This window comes from Pseudomonas sp. B26(2017), from assembly GCF_002113045.1.
Lineage (GTDB): Bacteria > Pseudomonadota > Gammaproteobacteria > Pseudomonadales > Pseudomonadaceae > Aquipseudomonas.
On sequence record NZ_NEJJ01000003.1, the window covers coordinates 337,955 to 354,836 of the forward strand.

Annotated in this window: 15 protein-coding genes and 1 pseudogene; 12 read left to right on the plus strand and 4 right to left on the minus strand. The window is 61.4% G+C overall.

Annotation, left to right across the window (positions count from 1 at the left end):
- Positions 1-3 precede the first annotated feature (3 nt).
- On the minus strand, positions 4-1,491 hold the full coding sequence (locus CAF79_RS06865) for a helicase HerA-like domain-containing protein (protein ID WP_085697237.1): 1,488 nt from the start codon (positions 1,489-1,491) through the stop codon (positions 4-6).
- 187 nt (positions 1,492-1,678) lie between these two features.
- Here CAF79_RS06865 and CAF79_RS29690 point away from each other — a divergent pair.
- The 5 genes and pseudogenes from CAF79_RS29690 to CAF79_RS06885 form a co-directional block, all read left to right on the plus strand.
- Positions 1,679-2,710, plus strand: a pseudogene (locus tag CAF79_RS29690) (cache domain-containing protein); the annotation flags it as partial.
- 93 nt (positions 2,711-2,803) lie between these two features.
- Entirely contained in the window at positions 2,804-3,568 is a 765-nt protein-coding gene (locus CAF79_RS29695) for a methyl-accepting chemotaxis protein (protein ID WP_371917915.1), read from the plus strand.
- Positions 3,569-3,726: 158 nt separating this feature from the next.
- Positions 3,727-4,839 (plus strand): glycosyltransferase family 1 protein, encoded by a 1,113-nt coding sequence (locus CAF79_RS06875; RefSeq protein ID WP_085697187.1) that lies wholly within the window; start codon positions 3,727-3,729, stop codon positions 4,837-4,839.
- Positions 4,832-5,608, plus strand: a complete 777-nt coding sequence (locus tag CAF79_RS06880; protein ID WP_085697188.1) for a DUF2334 domain-containing protein — start codon at positions 4,832-4,834, stop codon at positions 5,606-5,608. The genes CAF79_RS06875 and CAF79_RS06880 overlap by 8 nt, the downstream gene beginning before the upstream one ends.
- Entirely contained in the window at positions 5,605-6,603 is a 999-nt protein-coding gene (locus CAF79_RS06885; protein WP_085697189.1) for a lysylphosphatidylglycerol synthase transmembrane domain-containing protein, read from the plus strand. The genes CAF79_RS06880 and CAF79_RS06885 overlap by 4 nt, the downstream gene beginning before the upstream one ends.
- On the opposite strand, the gene CAF79_RS29105 is transcribed toward CAF79_RS06885, so the two are convergent.
- Positions 6,587-6,763 carry a hypothetical protein gene (locus CAF79_RS29105; RefSeq protein ID WP_007951232.1) on the minus strand — a complete coding sequence of 59 codons (177 nt, stop codon included), beginning with the start codon at positions 6,761-6,763 and terminating at the stop codon, positions 6,587-6,589. The two genes, CAF79_RS06885 and CAF79_RS29105, sit on opposite strands and share 17 nt — an antisense overlap.
- A gap of 58 nt (positions 6,764-6,821) precedes the next feature.
- The gene (purU, locus tag CAF79_RS06890) at positions 6,822-7,670 is read right to left on the minus strand and encodes a formyltetrahydrofolate deformylase (RefSeq protein ID WP_007912774.1); all 849 of its coding nucleotides are present in this window, start codon (positions 7,668-7,670) and stop codon (positions 6,822-6,824) included.
- 339 nt (positions 7,671-8,009) lie between these two features.
- Between purU and mvaT the strand changes: the two genes are divergently transcribed.
- Positions 8,010-8,387, plus strand: a complete 378-nt coding sequence (gene mvaT, locus CAF79_RS06900) for a histone-like nucleoid-structuring protein MvaT (protein WP_007951234.1) — start codon at positions 8,010-8,012, stop codon at positions 8,385-8,387.
- Positions 8,388-8,488: 101 nt separating this feature from the next.
- On the opposite strand, the gene sbcB is transcribed toward mvaT, so the two are convergent.
- Positions 8,489-9,919 carry an exodeoxyribonuclease I gene (gene sbcB, locus CAF79_RS06905; RefSeq protein WP_085697191.1) on the minus strand — a complete coding sequence of 477 codons (1,431 nt, stop codon included), beginning with the start codon at positions 9,917-9,919 and terminating at the stop codon, positions 8,489-8,491.
- Between the two features lie 180 nt (positions 9,920-10,099).
- On the opposite strand from sbcB, the gene CAF79_RS06910 reads away from it, so the two are divergent.
- Genes CAF79_RS06910 through CAF79_RS06935 form a run of 6 tightly spaced genes read left to right on the plus strand, consistent with a single transcriptional unit; the run spans position 10,100 to position 16,828 of the window.
- On the plus strand, positions 10,100-10,825 hold the full coding sequence (locus tag CAF79_RS06910; RefSeq protein ID WP_085697192.1) for an RDD family protein: 726 nt from the start codon (positions 10,100-10,102) through the stop codon (positions 10,823-10,825).
- Entirely contained in the window at positions 10,822-11,799 is a 978-nt protein-coding gene (locus CAF79_RS06915; protein ID WP_085697238.1) for a stage II sporulation protein M, read from the plus strand. Before CAF79_RS06910 ends, CAF79_RS06915 begins: the two co-directional genes overlap by 4 nt.
- Positions 11,786-13,330 (plus strand): DUF4129 domain-containing protein, encoded by a 1,545-nt coding sequence (locus CAF79_RS06920; RefSeq protein WP_085697193.1) that lies wholly within the window; start codon positions 11,786-11,788, stop codon positions 13,328-13,330. The genes CAF79_RS06915 and CAF79_RS06920 overlap by 14 nt, the downstream gene beginning before the upstream one ends.
- The gene (locus CAF79_RS06925; RefSeq protein WP_085697194.1) at positions 13,327-14,493 is read left to right on the plus strand and encodes a DUF4350 domain-containing protein; all 1,167 of its coding nucleotides are present in this window, start codon (positions 13,327-13,329) and stop codon (positions 14,491-14,493) included. Before CAF79_RS06920 ends, CAF79_RS06925 begins: the two co-directional genes overlap by 4 nt.
- Positions 14,490-15,491 carry a MoxR family ATPase gene (locus CAF79_RS06930; RefSeq protein ID WP_085697195.1) on the plus strand — a complete coding sequence of 334 codons (1,002 nt, stop codon included), beginning with the start codon at positions 14,490-14,492 and terminating at the stop codon, positions 15,489-15,491. Before CAF79_RS06925 ends, CAF79_RS06930 begins: the two co-directional genes overlap by 4 nt.
- Positions 15,488-16,828 carry a DUF58 domain-containing protein gene (locus CAF79_RS06935; protein WP_085697196.1) on the plus strand — a complete coding sequence of 447 codons (1,341 nt, stop codon included), beginning with the start codon at positions 15,488-15,490 and terminating at the stop codon, positions 16,826-16,828. Before CAF79_RS06930 ends, CAF79_RS06935 begins: the two co-directional genes overlap by 4 nt.
- The last annotated feature ends 54 nt before the right edge of the window (positions 16,829-16,882 follow it).

Below are 16,882 nucleotides of genomic sequence, written 5' to 3' on the forward strand. Positions count from 1 at the left end.
TGATCAGCGGCGCTTGCTGCCACCCAGCAATGACCCCATCAGACCGCGCACCAACTGTTTGCCCAGCGAATTCGCCGCCTGACGCATCGCCGATTTGAGCGCCTGCCCCGCCGCCGTGCCGAGGAACTCTCCGGCCCTGTCTGCCAGACTTGGCTCCTCAACCGCCGGTTTACCCGGCGCCGCTTCAGCCTCCGGTGCCAGCCCCTTGCGGCCCATCAGAATTTCATAGGCCGACTCGCGGTCGATCGGTTTGTCGTACCGCCCCTTGAACGGCGAACCGGCGATCAGCACCGTGCGTTCCGTCTCGGTCAACGGCCCGATCCGCGATTGCGGCGGTGCTACCAGCACGCGCTGAACCATTTCCGGCGTGCCCTTTTCCTGCAATGTGCCAACCAACGCTTCGCCAATCCCGAGCTCGGTGAGCACCGACAACGTGTCGAACGCCGGATTCGGCCGGAAACCGTCCGCCACCGCCCGCAGGGATTTCTGTTCCTTGGCGGTGAACGCGCGCAGGCCGTGCTGGATCCGCAGCCCCAGCTGCGCCAGCACATCATCCGGCAGGTCACCCGGCGACTGGGTGACGAAATACACGCCGACGCCCTTGGAGCGGATCAAACGCACCACTTGCTCCAGCCGTTCCTGCAAAGCCTTCGGCGTATCGCCGAACAACAAATGCGCCTCATCGAAAAACAGCGCCAGGAGCGGCTTGTCGGCATCGCCCCGTTCCGGCAGTTGCTCGAACAGCTCGGCCAGCAGCCACAGCAGGAAGGTCGCGTAGACCTTCGGCGCCTCATGCACCAGACGACTGGCATCCAGCAAATGAATCCGCCCGCGACCATCGGCGGCCGGGTGCAGAATGTCTTCCAGTTGCAGCGCCGGCTCGCCGAACAACGCTTCGGCGCCCTGCTGTTCCAGCGTCGCCAGACGCCGCAACAGCGCCTGACTGGAGCCGGTGGTGAACAGCGCGGCGTCATCGCCCAGCAGCTGCGGATTTTCCTTGAGGTGGTTGAGCAGCGCTTTCAGGTCTTTGAGATCGAGCAGCAATAACCCTTCGCGATCGGCCACTTTGAACGCCGCGTACAACGCCGATTGCTGGCTGTCGGTCAGTTCCAGCAAGGCCCCGATCAATAGAGGGCCCATTTCACTCAGCGTGGTGCGTAACGGATGACCGGACTGACCGTGGATGTCCCACAAGGTCACGGGATACGCCTGAGGCGTGTGCTTGAGCCACGGCATGCCGGCGATGCGCTCGGCGATCTTGCCCTGGGGATTGCCGGCGGCACCGAGACCACACAGGTCGCCCTTGACGTCGGCGGCGAAAACCGCGACCCCAGCGTCGCTGAACGCCTCGGCCAGACGCTGCAAAGTAACGGTCTTGCCGGTACCGGTGGCCCCGGCTACCAGTCCATGACGGTTGGCCAGGCGCATCGCCTGAGCGATCGGTTGCCCGGCGAGATCGGCGCCGATTACGAGTTGCAAGGAGTCAGGCATTTGGTCACCCAATGATTAATCTTTGTCGAGCATGGCCGATAGAGAGAGTGAGAGACCCGATCAAAAGTCCGGTCTGAGATTTCCCTAAGGAGAGAAGGAAATATCAGTGCGCTTTCACCCCTGCCCATTCTGCGCGCGTTTATAAAAGCACGCCTTGGACATTAAGACCTTAGCGGAACCCCAAGCCATGAACAAAAATCTGCGTTTCAGCCATAAAATCTTGCTTGCCGCGGCCCTCATTGTCATTGCCGCCTTCGCTTCGTTCACGCTGTACAACGACTGGTTGCAGCGCAATGCGATCCGCGAAGACCTGGACAATTACCTCAACGAGATGGGCGAGGTTACAGCCGACAACATCCAGACCTGGCTGAGCGGCCGCATCCTGCTGATCGAGAACGCTGCCCAGAACATTGCCATCAACCCCGAGCCGTCCGCCGTCGCCAGCCTGCTGGAACAGAAAGCCCTGACGTCGACCTTCATGGCCTCCTACCTCGGCGATGCCACCGGGCACTTCACCATCCGCCCGGATGCGAAGATGCCGGACGGTTTCGATCCACGCGTTCGCCCCTGGTATAAAGGCGCGGAAAGCAGCAGCACGTCGACCCTGACCGAACCGTACATCGACGCGGCCACCGGCCAGACCATCATTTCCATCGCCACCGCCGCGAAAAAGGCCGGCCAAAGCGTGGGCGTGGTGGGCGGCGACCTGAGCCTGCAGACCCTGATCAACACCCTCAGCGCCCGGGACTTCTCCGGCATGGGTTACGCGTTCCTGGTCAGCGCCGACGGCAAGATTCTGGTGCACCCGGACAAGGCCCTGGTGATGAAGTCACTGAAGGAAGCCTATCCGCAGGACACCCCGCGCATCAGCAGCGACTTCACTGAAATCACCGTCGACGGCAAGACCCGCATCGTCAACTTCACCCCGATCAAGGGCCTGCCATCGGTGAACTGGTACATCGGCCTGTCGGTGGACAAAGACAAAGCCTTCTCGATGCTCAGCGAATTCCGCACCTCGGCCGTGATTGCCACCGTAATTGCAGTGGCGATTATCATCGCCCTGCTCGGCATGCTGATCCGTTTCCTGATCCAGCCGCTGCACGTGATGACCCGCGCCATGGAGGACATCGCCGACGGCGAAGGCGACCTGACCAAGCGCCTGACCATCCAGAACCAGGATGAATTCGGCGTACTCGGCACCGCGTTCAACCGTTTCGTCGAGCGTATCCACGGCTCCATCCGCGAAGTGTCGTCGGCCACCGGCCAGGTCAACGAAGTCGCCCTGCGCGTGGTCGCGGCCTCGAACTCGTCGATGTACAACTCCGACCAGCAAGCCTCGCGCACCAACAGCGTGGCCGCGGCAATCAACCAGCTCGGCGCCGCCGCCCAGGAAATCGCCCGCAACGCAGCCCAGGCCTCGACCCAGGCCAGCGACGCCCGCAACCTGGCCGAAGACGGTCAGCAAGTGGTGGATCGCAGCATCAAGGCGATGAATCAGCTGTCGAGCATGCTCAGCGCATCGAGCAGCAATATCGAATCGCTGAACAGCAAGACCGTGAACATCGGCCAGATCCTGGAAGTGATCACCAGCATCTCCCAGCAGACCAACCTGTTGGCGCTCAACGCCGCCATCGAGGCAGCGCGGGCCGGTGAAGCCGGGCGCGGTTTTGCGGTGGTGGCGGACGAGGTGCGCAACCTCGCCCACCGCACCCAGGAATCGGCGCAACAGGTGCAGACCATGATCGAGGAGTTGCAAGTCGGCGCCCGCGAATCCGTCAGCACCATGAGCGACAGCCAGCGCCACAGCCAGGACAGCGTGGACATCGCCAACCTTGCCGGCGAGCGCTTGAACAGCGTGACCCAGCGCATCGGTGAAATCGACGGGATGAACCAGTCGGTGGCGACCGCGACCGAGGAACAGACTGCCGTGGTTGAATCGATCAACGTGGATATCACCGAGATCAATACGCTGAACCAGGAAGGTGTCGAGAACCTGCAGGCGACGTTGCGTGCTTGCTCGGATCTGGAGCAGCAGGCTTCGCGACTGAAGCAGTTGGTGGGTAGTTTCCGTATTTAAAGCCGTTCTGTCGGTCGTCTTCATCGGTTCGTTGCCATCTGACGAAGACGACCAACAACCCTCCGCAACCGGCCTTGCGCCTCACCGCGAAACCCCGACCGAACATCTATTCTTGATAAGGGTCAACCAAGGGAGATCAACGCGGAGGGCCGTTCACCGTGCATATCGCCGACATCACCATGTTCTACGCCCCGGCCAGCGGCGGCGTGCGCACCTATCTGGATGCCAAGCACCGTCGGTTGGCGGTCAAACCCGGCATCCGCCACAGCCTGCTGATTCCCGGCGCGCATTTCGGCGAACGTGACGGCGTCTACACGGTGCCTGCCCCCGCCCTGCCTTTCGGCAAGGGCTATCGCTTCCCCGTGCGCCTGGCCCCCTGGCGCAAGGTGCTGCAGGATCTGCAGCCGGATCTGATCGAAGTCGGCGATCCGTACCTCACCGCCTGGGCCGCGCTCGATGCACGTCGACAACTCGATGTGCCGGTGATCGGTTTCTACCATTCCGACCTGCCGCTGTTGGTGGGAAACCGCATGGGCCATTGGGTCACGCCGAATGTCGACGCCTATGTGCGCAAGTTGTACGGCAATTTCGACCGGGTGCTGGCGCCCAGCCAGGTGATGGCCGACAAGCTCAGCGGGCTGGGTGTGCGCAACGTCTACGTGCAACCGCTGGGCGTTGACCTGCACACCTTCCACCCTGATGCCCGCGATACCGGGTTGCGCAGCGAACTGGGGATAGCCGAGGACACGCGCCTGTTGATCTTTGCCGGTCGCGGTTCCAAGGAAAAAAATCTGCCGGTGCTGCTCGATTGCATGAAACGCCTGGGCCCGCGCTATCACCTGTTGCTGGTCGGCTCGTCGATGCCGGCGTCCGTCCCGGACAACGTCAGCGTGATCGACCGGTTCTGCCCGGCCGCACAGGTCGCGCGACTGATGGCCAGTGCCGACGCTTTGCTCCACGCCGGCGATCAGGAAACCTTCGGCCTGGTGATTCTGGAAGCCATGGCCTGCGGCATTCCGGTGGTGGCGGTGGCGGCCGGGGCATTCGAGGAAATCGTCAGCGAATCCTGCGGCCTGCTCTGCGCGCCGAACAATGCGCAAGCCATGGCCAATGCCGTGCGCGAACTGTTCAGTCGCGGGACTGGCGTACTCGGTCAACAGGCGCGCCAACACGTCGAACGACATTACGCCTGGGACACGGTGGTCGATAGCCTGTTGGGCCATTACCACGCCGTGCTCGGCGATTCGGCTCCGTGGGTGGCCAATGGCTGAATCTCGCGAGCGCCCGGCGCTGATGCTGGTGCTGCATGACGTGGCGCCCTCCACGTGGGCTGATTATCGGGGGTTCGTCGAAGCCGTTGACCGGCTGGGCAATGTTCCGATCACGTGGCTGGTGGTCCCGGACTTCCATCGACACGATGCACTTGAAGCCGATCCGGCGTTTTGTCGGATGCTCGACGAGCGGGTCGCTCGCGGCGATGAACTGGCCCTGCACGGCCACTTTCATGAAGACACCGAGCCTGGCCCGCACACGGCGCGCGACTGGTTCATGCGCCGGATCTACACTCATGAAGGCGAGTTCTATCAGTTGTCCCGTGAAGCCGCCCTCGCCCGCCTGCTCCCGGGCATCGATCTGTTTCGACGCCACGGCTGGCCACTGCACGGTTTCGTGGCCCCGGCCTGGTTGATGAGCACCGGCACCCGCCAGGCACTGCGCGAATTGCCGCTGCGCTACACCAGCGATCCGCAGCATCTTTATCACTTGCCGGATTTCTCCGCGGTCGAGGCCCCCGGACTGGTGTGGAGCGCGCGCAGTGCCTGGCGTCGCGGGGTGTCGAAGATCATCAGCGAACAGCGTGAGCAGCGCTGGCGTCAGGCGCCGGTGATTCGTCTAGGCTTGCACCCGGTGGACATGCGCCACCGGTTTTCCCGGGATTACTGGTGGCGCACCCTTGAACGACTGCTGGCGGAGGGACGCGTGCCCATGACCAAAATCGACTGGCTGACGCGCCAGCGCACTCAAGCCGAGCGTGCCGCTTGAGCCGCGGCATTCTTTTGCTGATCGGCCTGCTGGTGGCCGTGGCGGTTCCCGTCCTGCTCGGGGGCGGCGAAACCTGGGAGCGCCTGCAGGCATTTCCACTGCGTTGGCTGTTGATCATGTTCGCCATGGTTCTGTTGTGCTGGGGCATCAACACCTTTCGCCTGCGGCTGCTGCTCGGCGATCAGCGTGACCGGGTCACGCCCGTCAAAAGTCTCGGGGTGGTGATGGCTGCCGAATTCGCCTGGTGCGCCACGCCCGGCGGCAGCGGGGGGCCGTTGACAATCATGGCGCTGCTGGCGCGCAGCGGCGTTCGTCCGGCCCGGGGCAGCGCCGTGTTTGCGATGGATCAATTGAGCGATCTGCTGTTCTTTCTCTGCGCCCTGAGCGGGATTCTGATCTACGCGCTGTTCCAGCATCTCAGCGACCGCATGGAGTGGCTGTTGATCGTCAGTGCCCTGTCGTTGACCGGCGGCCTGTTCAGTTGCGTGCTGGTCGCGCGCTATCACCGTCGATTGATCCGCCTGAGCGGGCGCCTGCTGGCGGGGATGAACGTCGAACCACGTACCCGACGGCGCTGGGCGCGGCAGTTGCTGCACTTTCTGGCGGCTTTCACCGATGCGCTGAAATTGCCCTGGCAGACATTGATCAAGGTGTTCGTCCTGACCTGCGTGCATTGGTCGTTGCGATACAGCGTGCTTTATCTGGCGTTGCGCGGTCTGGGGGCGGATGTGCAATGGGCCTGGACCTTTCTGATCCAGATGCTTTCGCTGGGTGCGGGGCAATTCAGCCTGTTGCCGGGCGGTGCCGGTGCGGCGGAGTTGACCTCGGCGGCACTGCTGGCGCCGATGGTCGGCAAATCGACCGCCGCGGCGGCGATCCTGATCTGGCGGGTGGTGACGTATTACTTCTATCTGCTGGTCGGTGGCCCGGTGTTTCTATTGATGCTGGGACGGCCGTTGCTGAAAAAGCTGCTGAGCGTCAGACAGGCTTCTTGAGGTCATCCTCTTCGTCCTTGAGTTGTTCCCACAGTTCGGCAGCGCCGGGAAACTCCGTGCCGTCCTCCGGGCTCAGGTCATCCGGGTCATAGCGGCTCAGGCAGCCCTCACCCAGGGTGGCGGGGGCCTTGGAAGTGGCTTTGTCCAGTGGATCGCTCATCGGTCATTCCTCACGGTCCATGGATCGCTCCCGCGCTCTGCGCGGGAGCGAACCTGAATCAGAACACCACGGTCTTGTTGCCGTGCACCAGCACGCGGTCTTCCAGGTGATAACGCAGGCCACGGGCCAGCACCATCTTCTCGACGTCACGACCGAAACGCACCATGTCTTCGATGCTGTCGCTGTGGCTCACGCGCACCACGTCCTGTTCGATGATCGGGCCGGCGTCCAGCTCTTCGGTCACGTAGTGGCAGGTCGCACCAATCAGTTTCACACCGCGCAGGGAGGCCTGGTGGTACGGCTTGGCACCGACGAACGACGGCAGGAAGCTGTGGTGAATGTTGATGACCTTGTGCGCGTATTCGCGGCACATGTCCGGCGGCAGGATCTGCATGTAGCGCGCCAGCACCACCACTTCGGCATCGTGCTGCTTGACCAGACGCGACACCTCGTCGAAGGCCGGTTGCTTGTCCTGCGGATTGACCGGCACGTGGTAATAAGGAATGCCGTGCCACTCGACCATGCTGCGCAGGTCGTCGTGGTTGGAGATCACGCAGGAGATCTCGCAATCCAGCTCGTCGCTGTGCCAGCGGTGCAGCAGGTCAGCCAGGCAATGGGATTCGCGGCTGGCCATCAGCACCACGCGTTTTTTCTGCTCGGTGTCGGTGATGCGCCAGTCCATCGAGAACTCTTCGGCGATCGGTGCAAACTTCTCGCGCAACACCTCGATACCGAAAGGCAGGGAATCGGCACGTATTTCGTGACGCATGAAGAACCAGCCGACCTGGTTATCCGAGTGGTGGCTCGCTTCGGTGATCCAGCCATTGTGGGCCGCCAGAAAGTTACTGACTTTGGCAACGATGCCAACGCGGTCCGGGCAAGAAATCACCAACCGAAAAGTGCGCATGAGGGGGAAACTCCAGAACTTCGCAAAGGCGGCCATTCTAGCGACTGCGCGGGAAAACTGCAGTATTGATGACCCTCGGAGCCTCACGACAGCCCGCCGCAATTTTTTTGACGCCTGCAAACGCCAGAATGATGGCGTAGCAATAGCCCTGCATCTGCAGACCTGTGTGAATATCTGCGAAGACTCCATCACAATATTTAACTGAACATTCAATTCCGGGCTTTTCAACGTAACTAATTCAAATAAAAACCCCGGTTAAATGTTTACTTGATGAAACAGCCTGACTATTATTGCCGCACTGTCCCCTGCCATCGCGCACTCCCACATAAGGTAGTAATCATGTCCTTGATCAACGAATATCGTGCCACCGAAGAAGCTATCAAAGAGCTGCAAGCCCGTTTGAAAAACCTGTCGCAAGACGACAAACTGCAAGCCGAGCTGGAATTCGAAGGCAAACTGCGCACACTGATGGGCGAATATTCCAAATCCCTGCGCGACATCATCGCGCTGCTGGATCCAGAGTCCAAAACCAAGGCACCACGTGGCGGCGCAGCCAAAACTACCGGCACCAAGCGTGCTCGCAAAGTTAAACAATACAAAAACCCGCACAACGGCGAAGTCATCGAAACCAAAGGTGGCAACCACAAAACTCTGAAAGAGTGGAAAGCCAAGTGGGGCGGTGACGTGGTTGAAGGCTGGGCTACCCTGCTGGGCTAAGCCGCAACCCTCGTCGCAGAGCGCTTCTGTGACACAAAAAAACGCCAGCGAATGCTGGCGTTTTTTTATGCCCGGCATTCAAGCGCCGAACATGTTCGATTTCAAAGATCCAAACGTTTGCGCAGTGCCTGGACATAGTTCTGCCATTCAACCAACACCTCGGCCTGCATCGGCGCAGCACTAAGCAACCATTGCTGCATCGCCTCGGCAAAAGATTGCAAGGTATTAGGGGCACCCCACTCCGGCTCGGACAAGCGTTGCCGGCAAAAGATTTTCCAGCGTTCTTGCTCTTCGAAATTCAACGTATCGGGAAAGTTACGTGCTCGATATCGAAACAACAATTCAGGCAAACGTTCGTCATCGAACGGCCATTGCTCTCGCGCCAATTGAGCAGGATCGGTCGCTCTCACTTGCTCACATAAACGACGATCACGGTCACCGATAAATCCGTCGTACAACTGCTGTTCGGGATCGTCACTCGAGGTGAAATCTTCGCTGGCATAAATCGCCGAGACTTTATCTTTCCAAACTTGTTGTGCGTCACTTAGTCGCAACGCACGCGCCTGATACAACGCCATGTCCAGACCCAGACGCTGTTGATCGTTCGCACGCAACACCGACAATGGCGCCACCACCGGGCACTTGTTGATGTGGATGAGTTTGAGCGGTACCGGCAACTCGCCTTCGGCCAGGTCGTCACGCCGGGTGTACAGGCGCTGACGTAATGTTTCGGCATCCAGGTCGAGCAGACCCTGCGGATCCAGGTGCAGATCACAAACGATCAACGCGTTCTTGTTGCGCGGATGCCAGGCCAGCGGCAGCACCACGCCGACATAACTGCGCGCAGCGGAGAAACGACCGGAGATGTGCACCATCGGTTGCAACAGACGAATCTGGTCCATGACCTTCTGTTTGCTGCGCAACTGGAACAGCCAGTCATACAACTTCGGCTGCTTCTCGCGAATCAACCGGGCGAGGGCAATCGTGGCGCGCACGTCCGACAAGGCTTCGTGGGCATTGCCGTGATCGATGCCATTGGCGGCGGTGAGGCGTTCCAGCTTGAGCGTCACCTTGCCTTCGTCGTCGGTCGGCCACACCAGCCCGTCCGGGCGCAATGCGTAGGCGGCGCGCACCACATCGATCAGATCCCAACGGCTGTTGCCGCCCTGCCATTCACGGGCATAGGGATCGAAAAAGTTGCGGTACAGGCTGTAGCGGGTCATCTCGTCGTCGAAGCGCAAGGTGTTGTATCCCGCACCGCAAGTGCCAGGAGCTGCGAGCTGGGCATGGACCCGGGTCATGAAGTCGGCTTCGCTCAAGCCTTGCTCGGCGAGGCGGCTCGGAGTGATGCCGGTGATCGCGCATGCCGCCGGATGCGGCAGGATGTCTTCGCTGGGCTGACAGTAGAGATTGACCGGCGCGTCGATTTCGTTGAGTTCGTGATCGGTGCGGATCCCGGCCACCTGCAAGGGGCGATCGCATCGGGGATTGATGCCGGTGGTTTCGTAGTCGTACCAGAAAATGGAAGTCACGGGCGGTTCCTGAACTGAAGATCGGCAAAGTCTAGGCGTTCAAGCGTCGTCGCGGCCAGCACCGCATCATTCAGTCACCTTTGGTTGAAGAATGTGTATGACATAGTTATGTCGTTTCCCCCCGAGAGGCTGCTAGCATCGGACGCACTTGCATCCCGATCCGGCAACATCAGGTAGCCCATGCTCGAGACCACAGCACCGCGAAGGAAAGCATCGCTGGCCCCGCCACTGGACACGCGGCACAAGGTCGAAACGCCGGAAGGCATCGACCTGCCGCTGCGCCCCGCCGGCCTGATGGTGCGCGCCGTGGCGTTCACCATCGATCTGGGGTTGCGCGGGCTGATCCTGGGGCTGCTTTTCATGTTACTGGCGCTGCTCGGCAAACTCGGCATAGGCCTCGGATCACTGCTGCTGTTCGGGGTGAGCTGGTGGTACATGGTGCTGTTCGAAGTGCTGCGTCAGGGCCGCTCGCCGGGCAAGCAATGGATGGGCCTGCGGGTAGTGCACGACGATGGCACGCCGATCGGCTGGTCAGCCTCCCTGTTGCGCAACCTGCTGCGTTTTGTCGACCTGATGCCGTTCGGCTATTTCCTCGGGGCGATCAGTTGCCTGCAACACCCGACTTTCAAACGCCTGGGCGACATCGCTGCCGGCACGCTGGTGATCTACAGCGAACGCCCGCTCCAGCGCCCGCAGTTGCCCGATGCCGAACCCCGCCGCTCGCCGATCCCGCTGACCCTGACTGAACAACGCGCCCTGCTCGCTTTCGCCGAACGCCAGGGGGAACTGTCGACGGCGCGGGTCAATGAACTCGCTGCATTGCTCGCTCAACCGCTGCACATCAGCGCGCCGAAAGCCGTTGGCGAACTTAACGGCATCGCTCGCGGCCTGTTGGGTCCGACATGAAGCAAAGCCTTTTCGAAACCCGCCACAAGGCCGAATGGGAGCGTTTCACCCTCGCCCTCGAACGTCTCGAACGAGGCAAGGACACGTCGCAGGTCGCAGAATTTCCCAAGGCCTATCGCCGAATCTGCCAGCATCTGGCGCTGGCGCAGGAACGTGGTTACAGCAGTTTTCTCGTCGACTCATTGCAACAGCAAGTGCTGCGCGGCCATCAACAGCTTTACCGTCATCGTCGGCAAACTGGTTCCAGCCTGCTGAGCTTCATCTTCGCCGGGTTCCCCCGGCTGGTTCGCGCGCAATGGCCTTTCGTGTTGGTGGCCGGGCTGCTGTTCCTCGGCAGCCTGGCCGGTTTCGGGGTACTGGTGTATCTGAATCCCGAATTGATCTACAACCTTATCCCCGCCGAGCAGGTGCGCGAGATGCAAGGCATGTACGATCCGGTCGCCGGCCACCTCGGGCGCTCGGCCGAGCGCGCCGCCAGTGAAAACTGGGTGATGTTCGGCTACTACATCATGCACAACATCGGCATCGCCTTTCAGACCTTTGCCAGCGGTTTGCTGCTGGGCCTGGGCAGCGCGTTCTTCCTGTTCTACAACGGTCTGACTATCGGCGCGGTGGCCGGGCATCTCACCGAGATCGGCTTTGGCCAGACTTTCTGGCCGTTCGTGATCGGCCACGGCGCATTTGAACTCAGCGCGATTGTCCTGGCCGGTGCAGCGGGGTTGAAACTGGGTTGGGCGCTGATAGCACCGGGACGCCTGACGCGCGGCGAGGCCTTGAGACATTCGGCGCGCCAGAGCGTACTGCTGATCTGTGGGGTCATGCTGTTTCTGTTGATCGCCGCGTTTATCGAGGCGTATTGGTCGTCACGCATCGGGCTTTCGCCGCAGACCAAATACCTGGTCGGCGCCGGGCTCTGGCTCGGCGTGGCGATCTATCTGCTGTTCGCCGGAAGGACCCGCCATGCGCCTGAGTGACGCAACTGTGGCAATCCGTCCGCGCACTACCTGGGAAGCCATGGATCTGGGCGTGCTCATGAGCCAGCAACATCGGCGCCTGCTGATGACCAGCTGGGCCATCGTCACCCTGCCGCTGTTCGCGGTGCTCAGCCTGCTGTTGTGGGATTCACCGTCGCTGGCCGTGTTCATCTTCTGGTGGCTGAAACCGGCGTACGAACGCTTGCCGTTGTACATCCTCTCCAAGGCGCTGTTCGGCGAAACACCCACCTTTAAACAGGCCTTGCGCCAATGGCCGCGTCTGCTCAAACCACAATTGCTCGCCAGTCTGACCTGGCGCCGCTTCAGCCTCAGTCGCAGCTTCCTGCTGCCCGTGCTGCAACTCGAAGGCCTCGACGGTAACGCCCGCCAGCAGCGTTTGCAGGTGCTGTTGCAACGCAACGCCGGCGCCGCGCAGTGGCTGACAATCATCGGTGTGCATCTGGAAACGGCGCTGTGGATCGGCCTGATGGTGTTGTTCTACCTGCTACTGCCGCAACAGGTCGAAACCGATTGGGACTGGCAAAGCCTGATCTTCGCGCCCGACTACGAATGGCGCTGGCTGGAGCATCTGACCAATGCGTTCTATGCGCTGATCCTGGTGATCTGGGAACCGATCTACGTCGCCTGCGGTTTCAGTCTTTACCTGAACCGCCGCACCGTCCTCGAAGCCTGGGACATCGAACTGGTGTTCCGCCGTTTGCGCCAGCGTTTGAACAGCAGCGTGATCGGCTTGCTGCTGGTGGTGTGCCTGCTGCTGCCGGGAGTGCCCTCGGCATGGGCCGCCGAACCTGACACCGCGCCGGATGCGCCCCGGCTCCTGAATCAGCCACTGACCAGTCAGACATCCCGTGACAGCATCAAGGCCTTGCTCGAACAACCGCCGTTCAAGAACAAGGAAACCGTCACCCGTTATCGCTTCGGCGACGATCCCGCTGCTGCCGAAAAAAACAAGGAAGGCGAAGCACCGCAATGGTTGAAAACCCTGCTCGACTGGCTGGACGGCCGACACCTCGAGGGCCTCGCCAAGGCGATCGAAGTCGTGCTGTGGGGCGCGCTGATCGCCGGAATTGGCTGGCTGGTCTGGCGCTATCGGGATTTTCTGCAAGGGTTCGTCGGCCGCCGTCCACGCTTGCCCAAACAGATCAAAAGGCCTTTGCCGCAACAGGCCTTCGGGCTGGATCTGCAAAAGGAAAGCCTGCCCGATGACATCGCCAGCCACGCGGAACAGCTCTGGCAAACCGAGCCGCGCGCAGCACTGGGCCTGCTGTACCGGGCACTGCTCAGTCATCTGTTGCACGACTTCAACCTGACCCTGAAATCTGCGGACACCGAAAACGAAGTGCTGGCCCGGATCGAACAGTTGCAGCGTCCCGACTTGCTCGCCTACAGCCGTCACCTCACAGGCCACTGGCAGAACATGGCCTACGGGCACCGCGTACCGGCGGCGCATCTGCAACAGCAATTGTGTGATGGCTGGCGGTCCCTGTTTGGCCAGGGAGTCGCCCGTTGAACCGGCGTGCGCTCTGGCTTTCGGGTGGCACGCTTATCGTCGTCCTGCTCGGTGCGCTGGGCATTTATCTGTACCTCATGGCCACGCCTTACCAGGCCGAAGTCGATCATGGCCCGTCCCCCGCCGCGCAAGCCAATCCTTATCTGGCGGCGGAGATGTTTCTGCGCGAACGCGGAATCGAGGTCACTCACGCCGAAAGCCTCGCCGTGTTGCCCGACATCGATCCGCGCCAGCACACACTGCTGATGTTCAATGACCGCTCGAAAATGACTCCGCGTCAGGTCGATCAGGCTCTGAACTGGGCCCGGGCCGGCGGAAGGCTGGTGTTCGTCGCCGAATCGATCTGGGATGAGAAGACCGGCCAGAGCAACGACCTGCTGCTCGACCGCGTGCAACTGCATCAATCCTTCACCAAGGATCTCGAGGGAACGCCACCGGATGCCGCCGAAGATCCATACCCCAATCTGACCAAGCTCTACCTGGAAGACGAAGACGCCCCGGCCTATGCCGGATTCGACACCGCGTTCCATCTCGACGACCCGAAAAACCTCGCCCAGGCCTGGGCCAACAGCGCGAAAGCCACGCACATGATGCAACTGGCTTTCGGCCTCGGCACGATCACCGTGGTCACCGATGCCGACCTGTGGAAAACCCCGGCGATTGCGCAACACGACAATGCCTGGCTGCTCTGGTACCTCAGCGCCGACACCGTCGTGACCTTGTTGTACAACACTGAACACGACAGTCTGCCGACCCTGCTCTGGCGCTATTTCCCACAAGCCATCGTCGCCCTGCTCGCGCTGATCGGTCTGTGGCTGTGGCATGTCGGCGTGCGTCACGGCCCGGTGCAGGCGCCCGCCCCGCGCAGTCGTCGGCAGTTGATGGAACACCTGCGCGCCAGTGCCGGTTTCATCCTGCGTCACAACGGACAACAGACCTTGCTGCAAGCGTTGCAGCAGGACGTCCTGCGCCGCGCCCGTCACCGTCATCCCGGTTTCGATCAACTGAATGTCGCCGAACAATGGCTGGTGCTGTCGCGTCTGACCCGCCAGCCGACCCGTGCCATCAGCCAGGCCCTGAGCCCGGCACCGAAGCGGCGCATGTCCGACGCCGAATTCTGCCGTCAGGTCGCCCACCTGCAAGCCTTGAGGAACACGCTATGACCGAACACATAGAACCCGGCTCGCCCGGCCACGCGGCCCAGCAACGCCAGCGAGCCAGTCAGTTGGCCCAAGCAGTGCGCGGCGAATTGCAGAAAGCGCTGATCGGCCAGAACCCGGTGATCGACGACGTGCTGACCGCACTGATCGCCGGTGGCCACGTGCTGCTCGAAGGCGTTCCCGGTCTCGGCAAAACCTTGTTGGTACGCGCCTTGGCAAAGTGCTTTGGCGGCGAGTTTGCGCGCATCCAGTTCACCCCGGACCTGATGCCCAGCGACGTCACCGGCCACGCGGTCTACGACCTGCAGACCGAGCAGTTCAAACTGCGCAAAGGCCCGTTGTTCACCCACCTGCTGCTGGCCGACGAGATCAACCGCGCCCCGGCCAAGACGCAAGCCGCCCTGCTCGAAGCGATGCAGGAACGTCAGGTCACCCTCGAAGGTCGCGCCCTGCCGATAGCCCAGCCGTTCATGGTGCTCGCCACGCAAAACCCGATCGAACAGGAAGGCACTTACCCGCTGCCCGAGGCCGAGCTCGACCGTTTCATGCTCAAGGTGCGCATGGATTACCCCGACGCCGATCAGGAGCTGGACATGGTGCGGCAGGTCAGCCGCTCGACCCGCGCCGACATGCTCGACGTGCAACCGATGCGCACCGTGTTGCAGGCCAAGGACGTGCAGGCCCTGCAACGCATCGCCAGCGATCTGCCGCTGGACGATCAGGTCCTCGACTACGCCGTGCGCCTCGCTCGCAGCACCCGCACCTGGCCGGGACTGAGCCTCGGCGCCGGACCACGTGCCTCCATTGCACTGGTGCGCTGCGCCCGCGCCAGGGCCCTGTTGCGTGGCGGCGAATTCGTGATTCCCGACGACATCAAGGGTTGCGCACTGGCGGTGTTGCGCCACCGCGTTCGCCTTGCTCCGGAGCTGGATATCGAAGGCCTGCAGGTCGATCAGGTGCTCCAGCAACTGCTTGACCAGATCCCGGCGCCGCGCCTGTGAAACCCTCGCGTCTGTTGTTGATCTGGCTGGCGATTCTGCTGGCCATCGGCATTGTGCTGGGCGCGTTACAAGCGCTGGACGTCGAGGTGCCATCGAGCCTGTTGTCGATCAACTGGGGATTGTTGCTGGCTCTGTTGGCGCTGAGCCTGCTGGACGCGCTGCGCCTCAAACGCCTGCCCTCGCCCTACGTACAACGACAGATGCCCGGCAGTCTGGCCCTGGGTCGCTGGAGCGAAATCCGGCTGGAAGTCGAACATGATTTCGACCAGCCACTGACCATTCAGATCTTCGATCACGTACCCGATGGCCTGAGTTTCGAAAACCTGCCACTCGACACCGAGCTGCAACCCGGCCAGCGCAGCCTGATCGGCTATCGCCTGCGTCCGCTCAAACGCGGCCACTTCACCTTCGACACCTTCGAACTCAACCTGCCGAGCCCCTTCGGCCTGTGGTCCGGCAAACGCCTGCTGAACATCACCGACCACAGCCGCGTCTACCCCGACTTCGCCCGCCTCTACGGCGGCCAGTTGCTGGCTGTCGACAACTGGCTCAGCCAGCTGGGCGTACGCCAGCGCCAACGCCGTGGCCAGGGGATGGAGTTCCATCAACTGCGGGAATTTCGCGAAGGCGACAGCCTGCGCCAGATTGACTGGAAAGCCACCGCTCGCCATCGCACACCGATTGCTCGTGAATACGAAGACGAACGGGATCAGCAGATCATCTTCATGCTCGACTGCGGGCGGAACATGCGCAGTCAGGATGGTGAGCTGTCGCATTTCGATCATGCGCTGAATGCGTGTCTGCTGTTGAGTTATGTGGCGTTAAGGCAGGGGGATGCGGTGGGGTTGATGACATTTGCCAGTGATCAGCCACGGTTTATTGCACCGGTCAAAGGAGCAGGGCAGCTCAAGGTGTTGCTCAACGGTGTTTACGATCTGGATAGCACGAGACATTCGGCGGACTATTCGGCGGCGGTAAGTCAATTGCTGGCGAGGCAGAAGCGTCGGGCGCTGGTGGTGCTGGTGACGAATGTGCGGGATGAGGATGATGAGGATGATGAGGAATTGCTGAACGCCGTCAGACAACTAAGCCAGCAGCATCGAGTACTCGTGGCCAGCCTGTTTGAGAGCATGCTTGAAGATGCACGGCAGGCGCAGGTGCAAACGATCGGGCAGGCACTTGAATACTGCGCAACGGTGGACTACTTGAATAACCGGGCAAACCTTCATGAGCAGTTGAGCGCCCATGGAATACAAGTACTTGATGTCGAGCCCGACAAGCTCGGCACAGAGATGGTGACAAGGTACTTTAGCTGGAAAAGAGCCGGAGAATTTTAATGTCCCAGCTTGATGACCATACTTTGTACAAGCTCCCATCCTATGCAATCACTT

Bases quoted from the DNA above. Each gene is read 5' to 3' on its own strand.
- CAF79_RS06865 (WP_085697237.1), bottom strand. From the start codon at position 1,491: ATGCCTGACTCCTTGCAACTCGTAATCGGCGCCGATCTCGCCGGGCAA.
- CAF79_RS29695 (WP_371917915.1), top strand. From the start codon at position 2,804: ATGTACAACTCCGACCAGCAAGCCTCGCGCACCAACAGCGTGGCCGCG.
- CAF79_RS06880 (WP_085697188.1), top strand. From the start codon at position 4,832: ATGGCTGAATCTCGCGAGCGCCCGGCGCTGATGCTGGTGCTGCATGAC.
- CAF79_RS29105 (WP_007951232.1), bottom strand. From the start codon at position 6,763: ATGAGCGATCCACTGGACAAAGCCACTTCCAAGGCCCCCGCCACCCTG.
- purU (WP_007912774.1), bottom strand. From the start codon at position 7,670: ATGCGCACTTTTCGGTTGGTGATTTCTTGCCCGGACCGCGTTGGCATC.
- mvaT (WP_007951234.1), top strand. From the start codon at position 8,010: ATGTCCTTGATCAACGAATATCGTGCCACCGAAGAAGCTATCAAAGAG.
- CAF79_RS06910 (WP_085697192.1), top strand. From the start codon at position 10,100: ATGCTCGAGACCACAGCACCGCGAAGGAAAGCATCGCTGGCCCCGCCA.
- CAF79_RS06915 (WP_085697238.1), top strand. From the start codon at position 10,822: ATGAAGCAAAGCCTTTTCGAAACCCGCCACAAGGCCGAATGGGAGCGT.
- CAF79_RS06920 (WP_085697193.1), top strand. From the start codon at position 11,786: ATGCGCCTGAGTGACGCAACTGTGGCAATCCGTCCGCGCACTACCTGG.
- CAF79_RS06930 (WP_085697195.1), top strand. From the start codon at position 14,490: ATGACCGAACACATAGAACCCGGCTCGCCCGGCCACGCGGCCCAGCAA.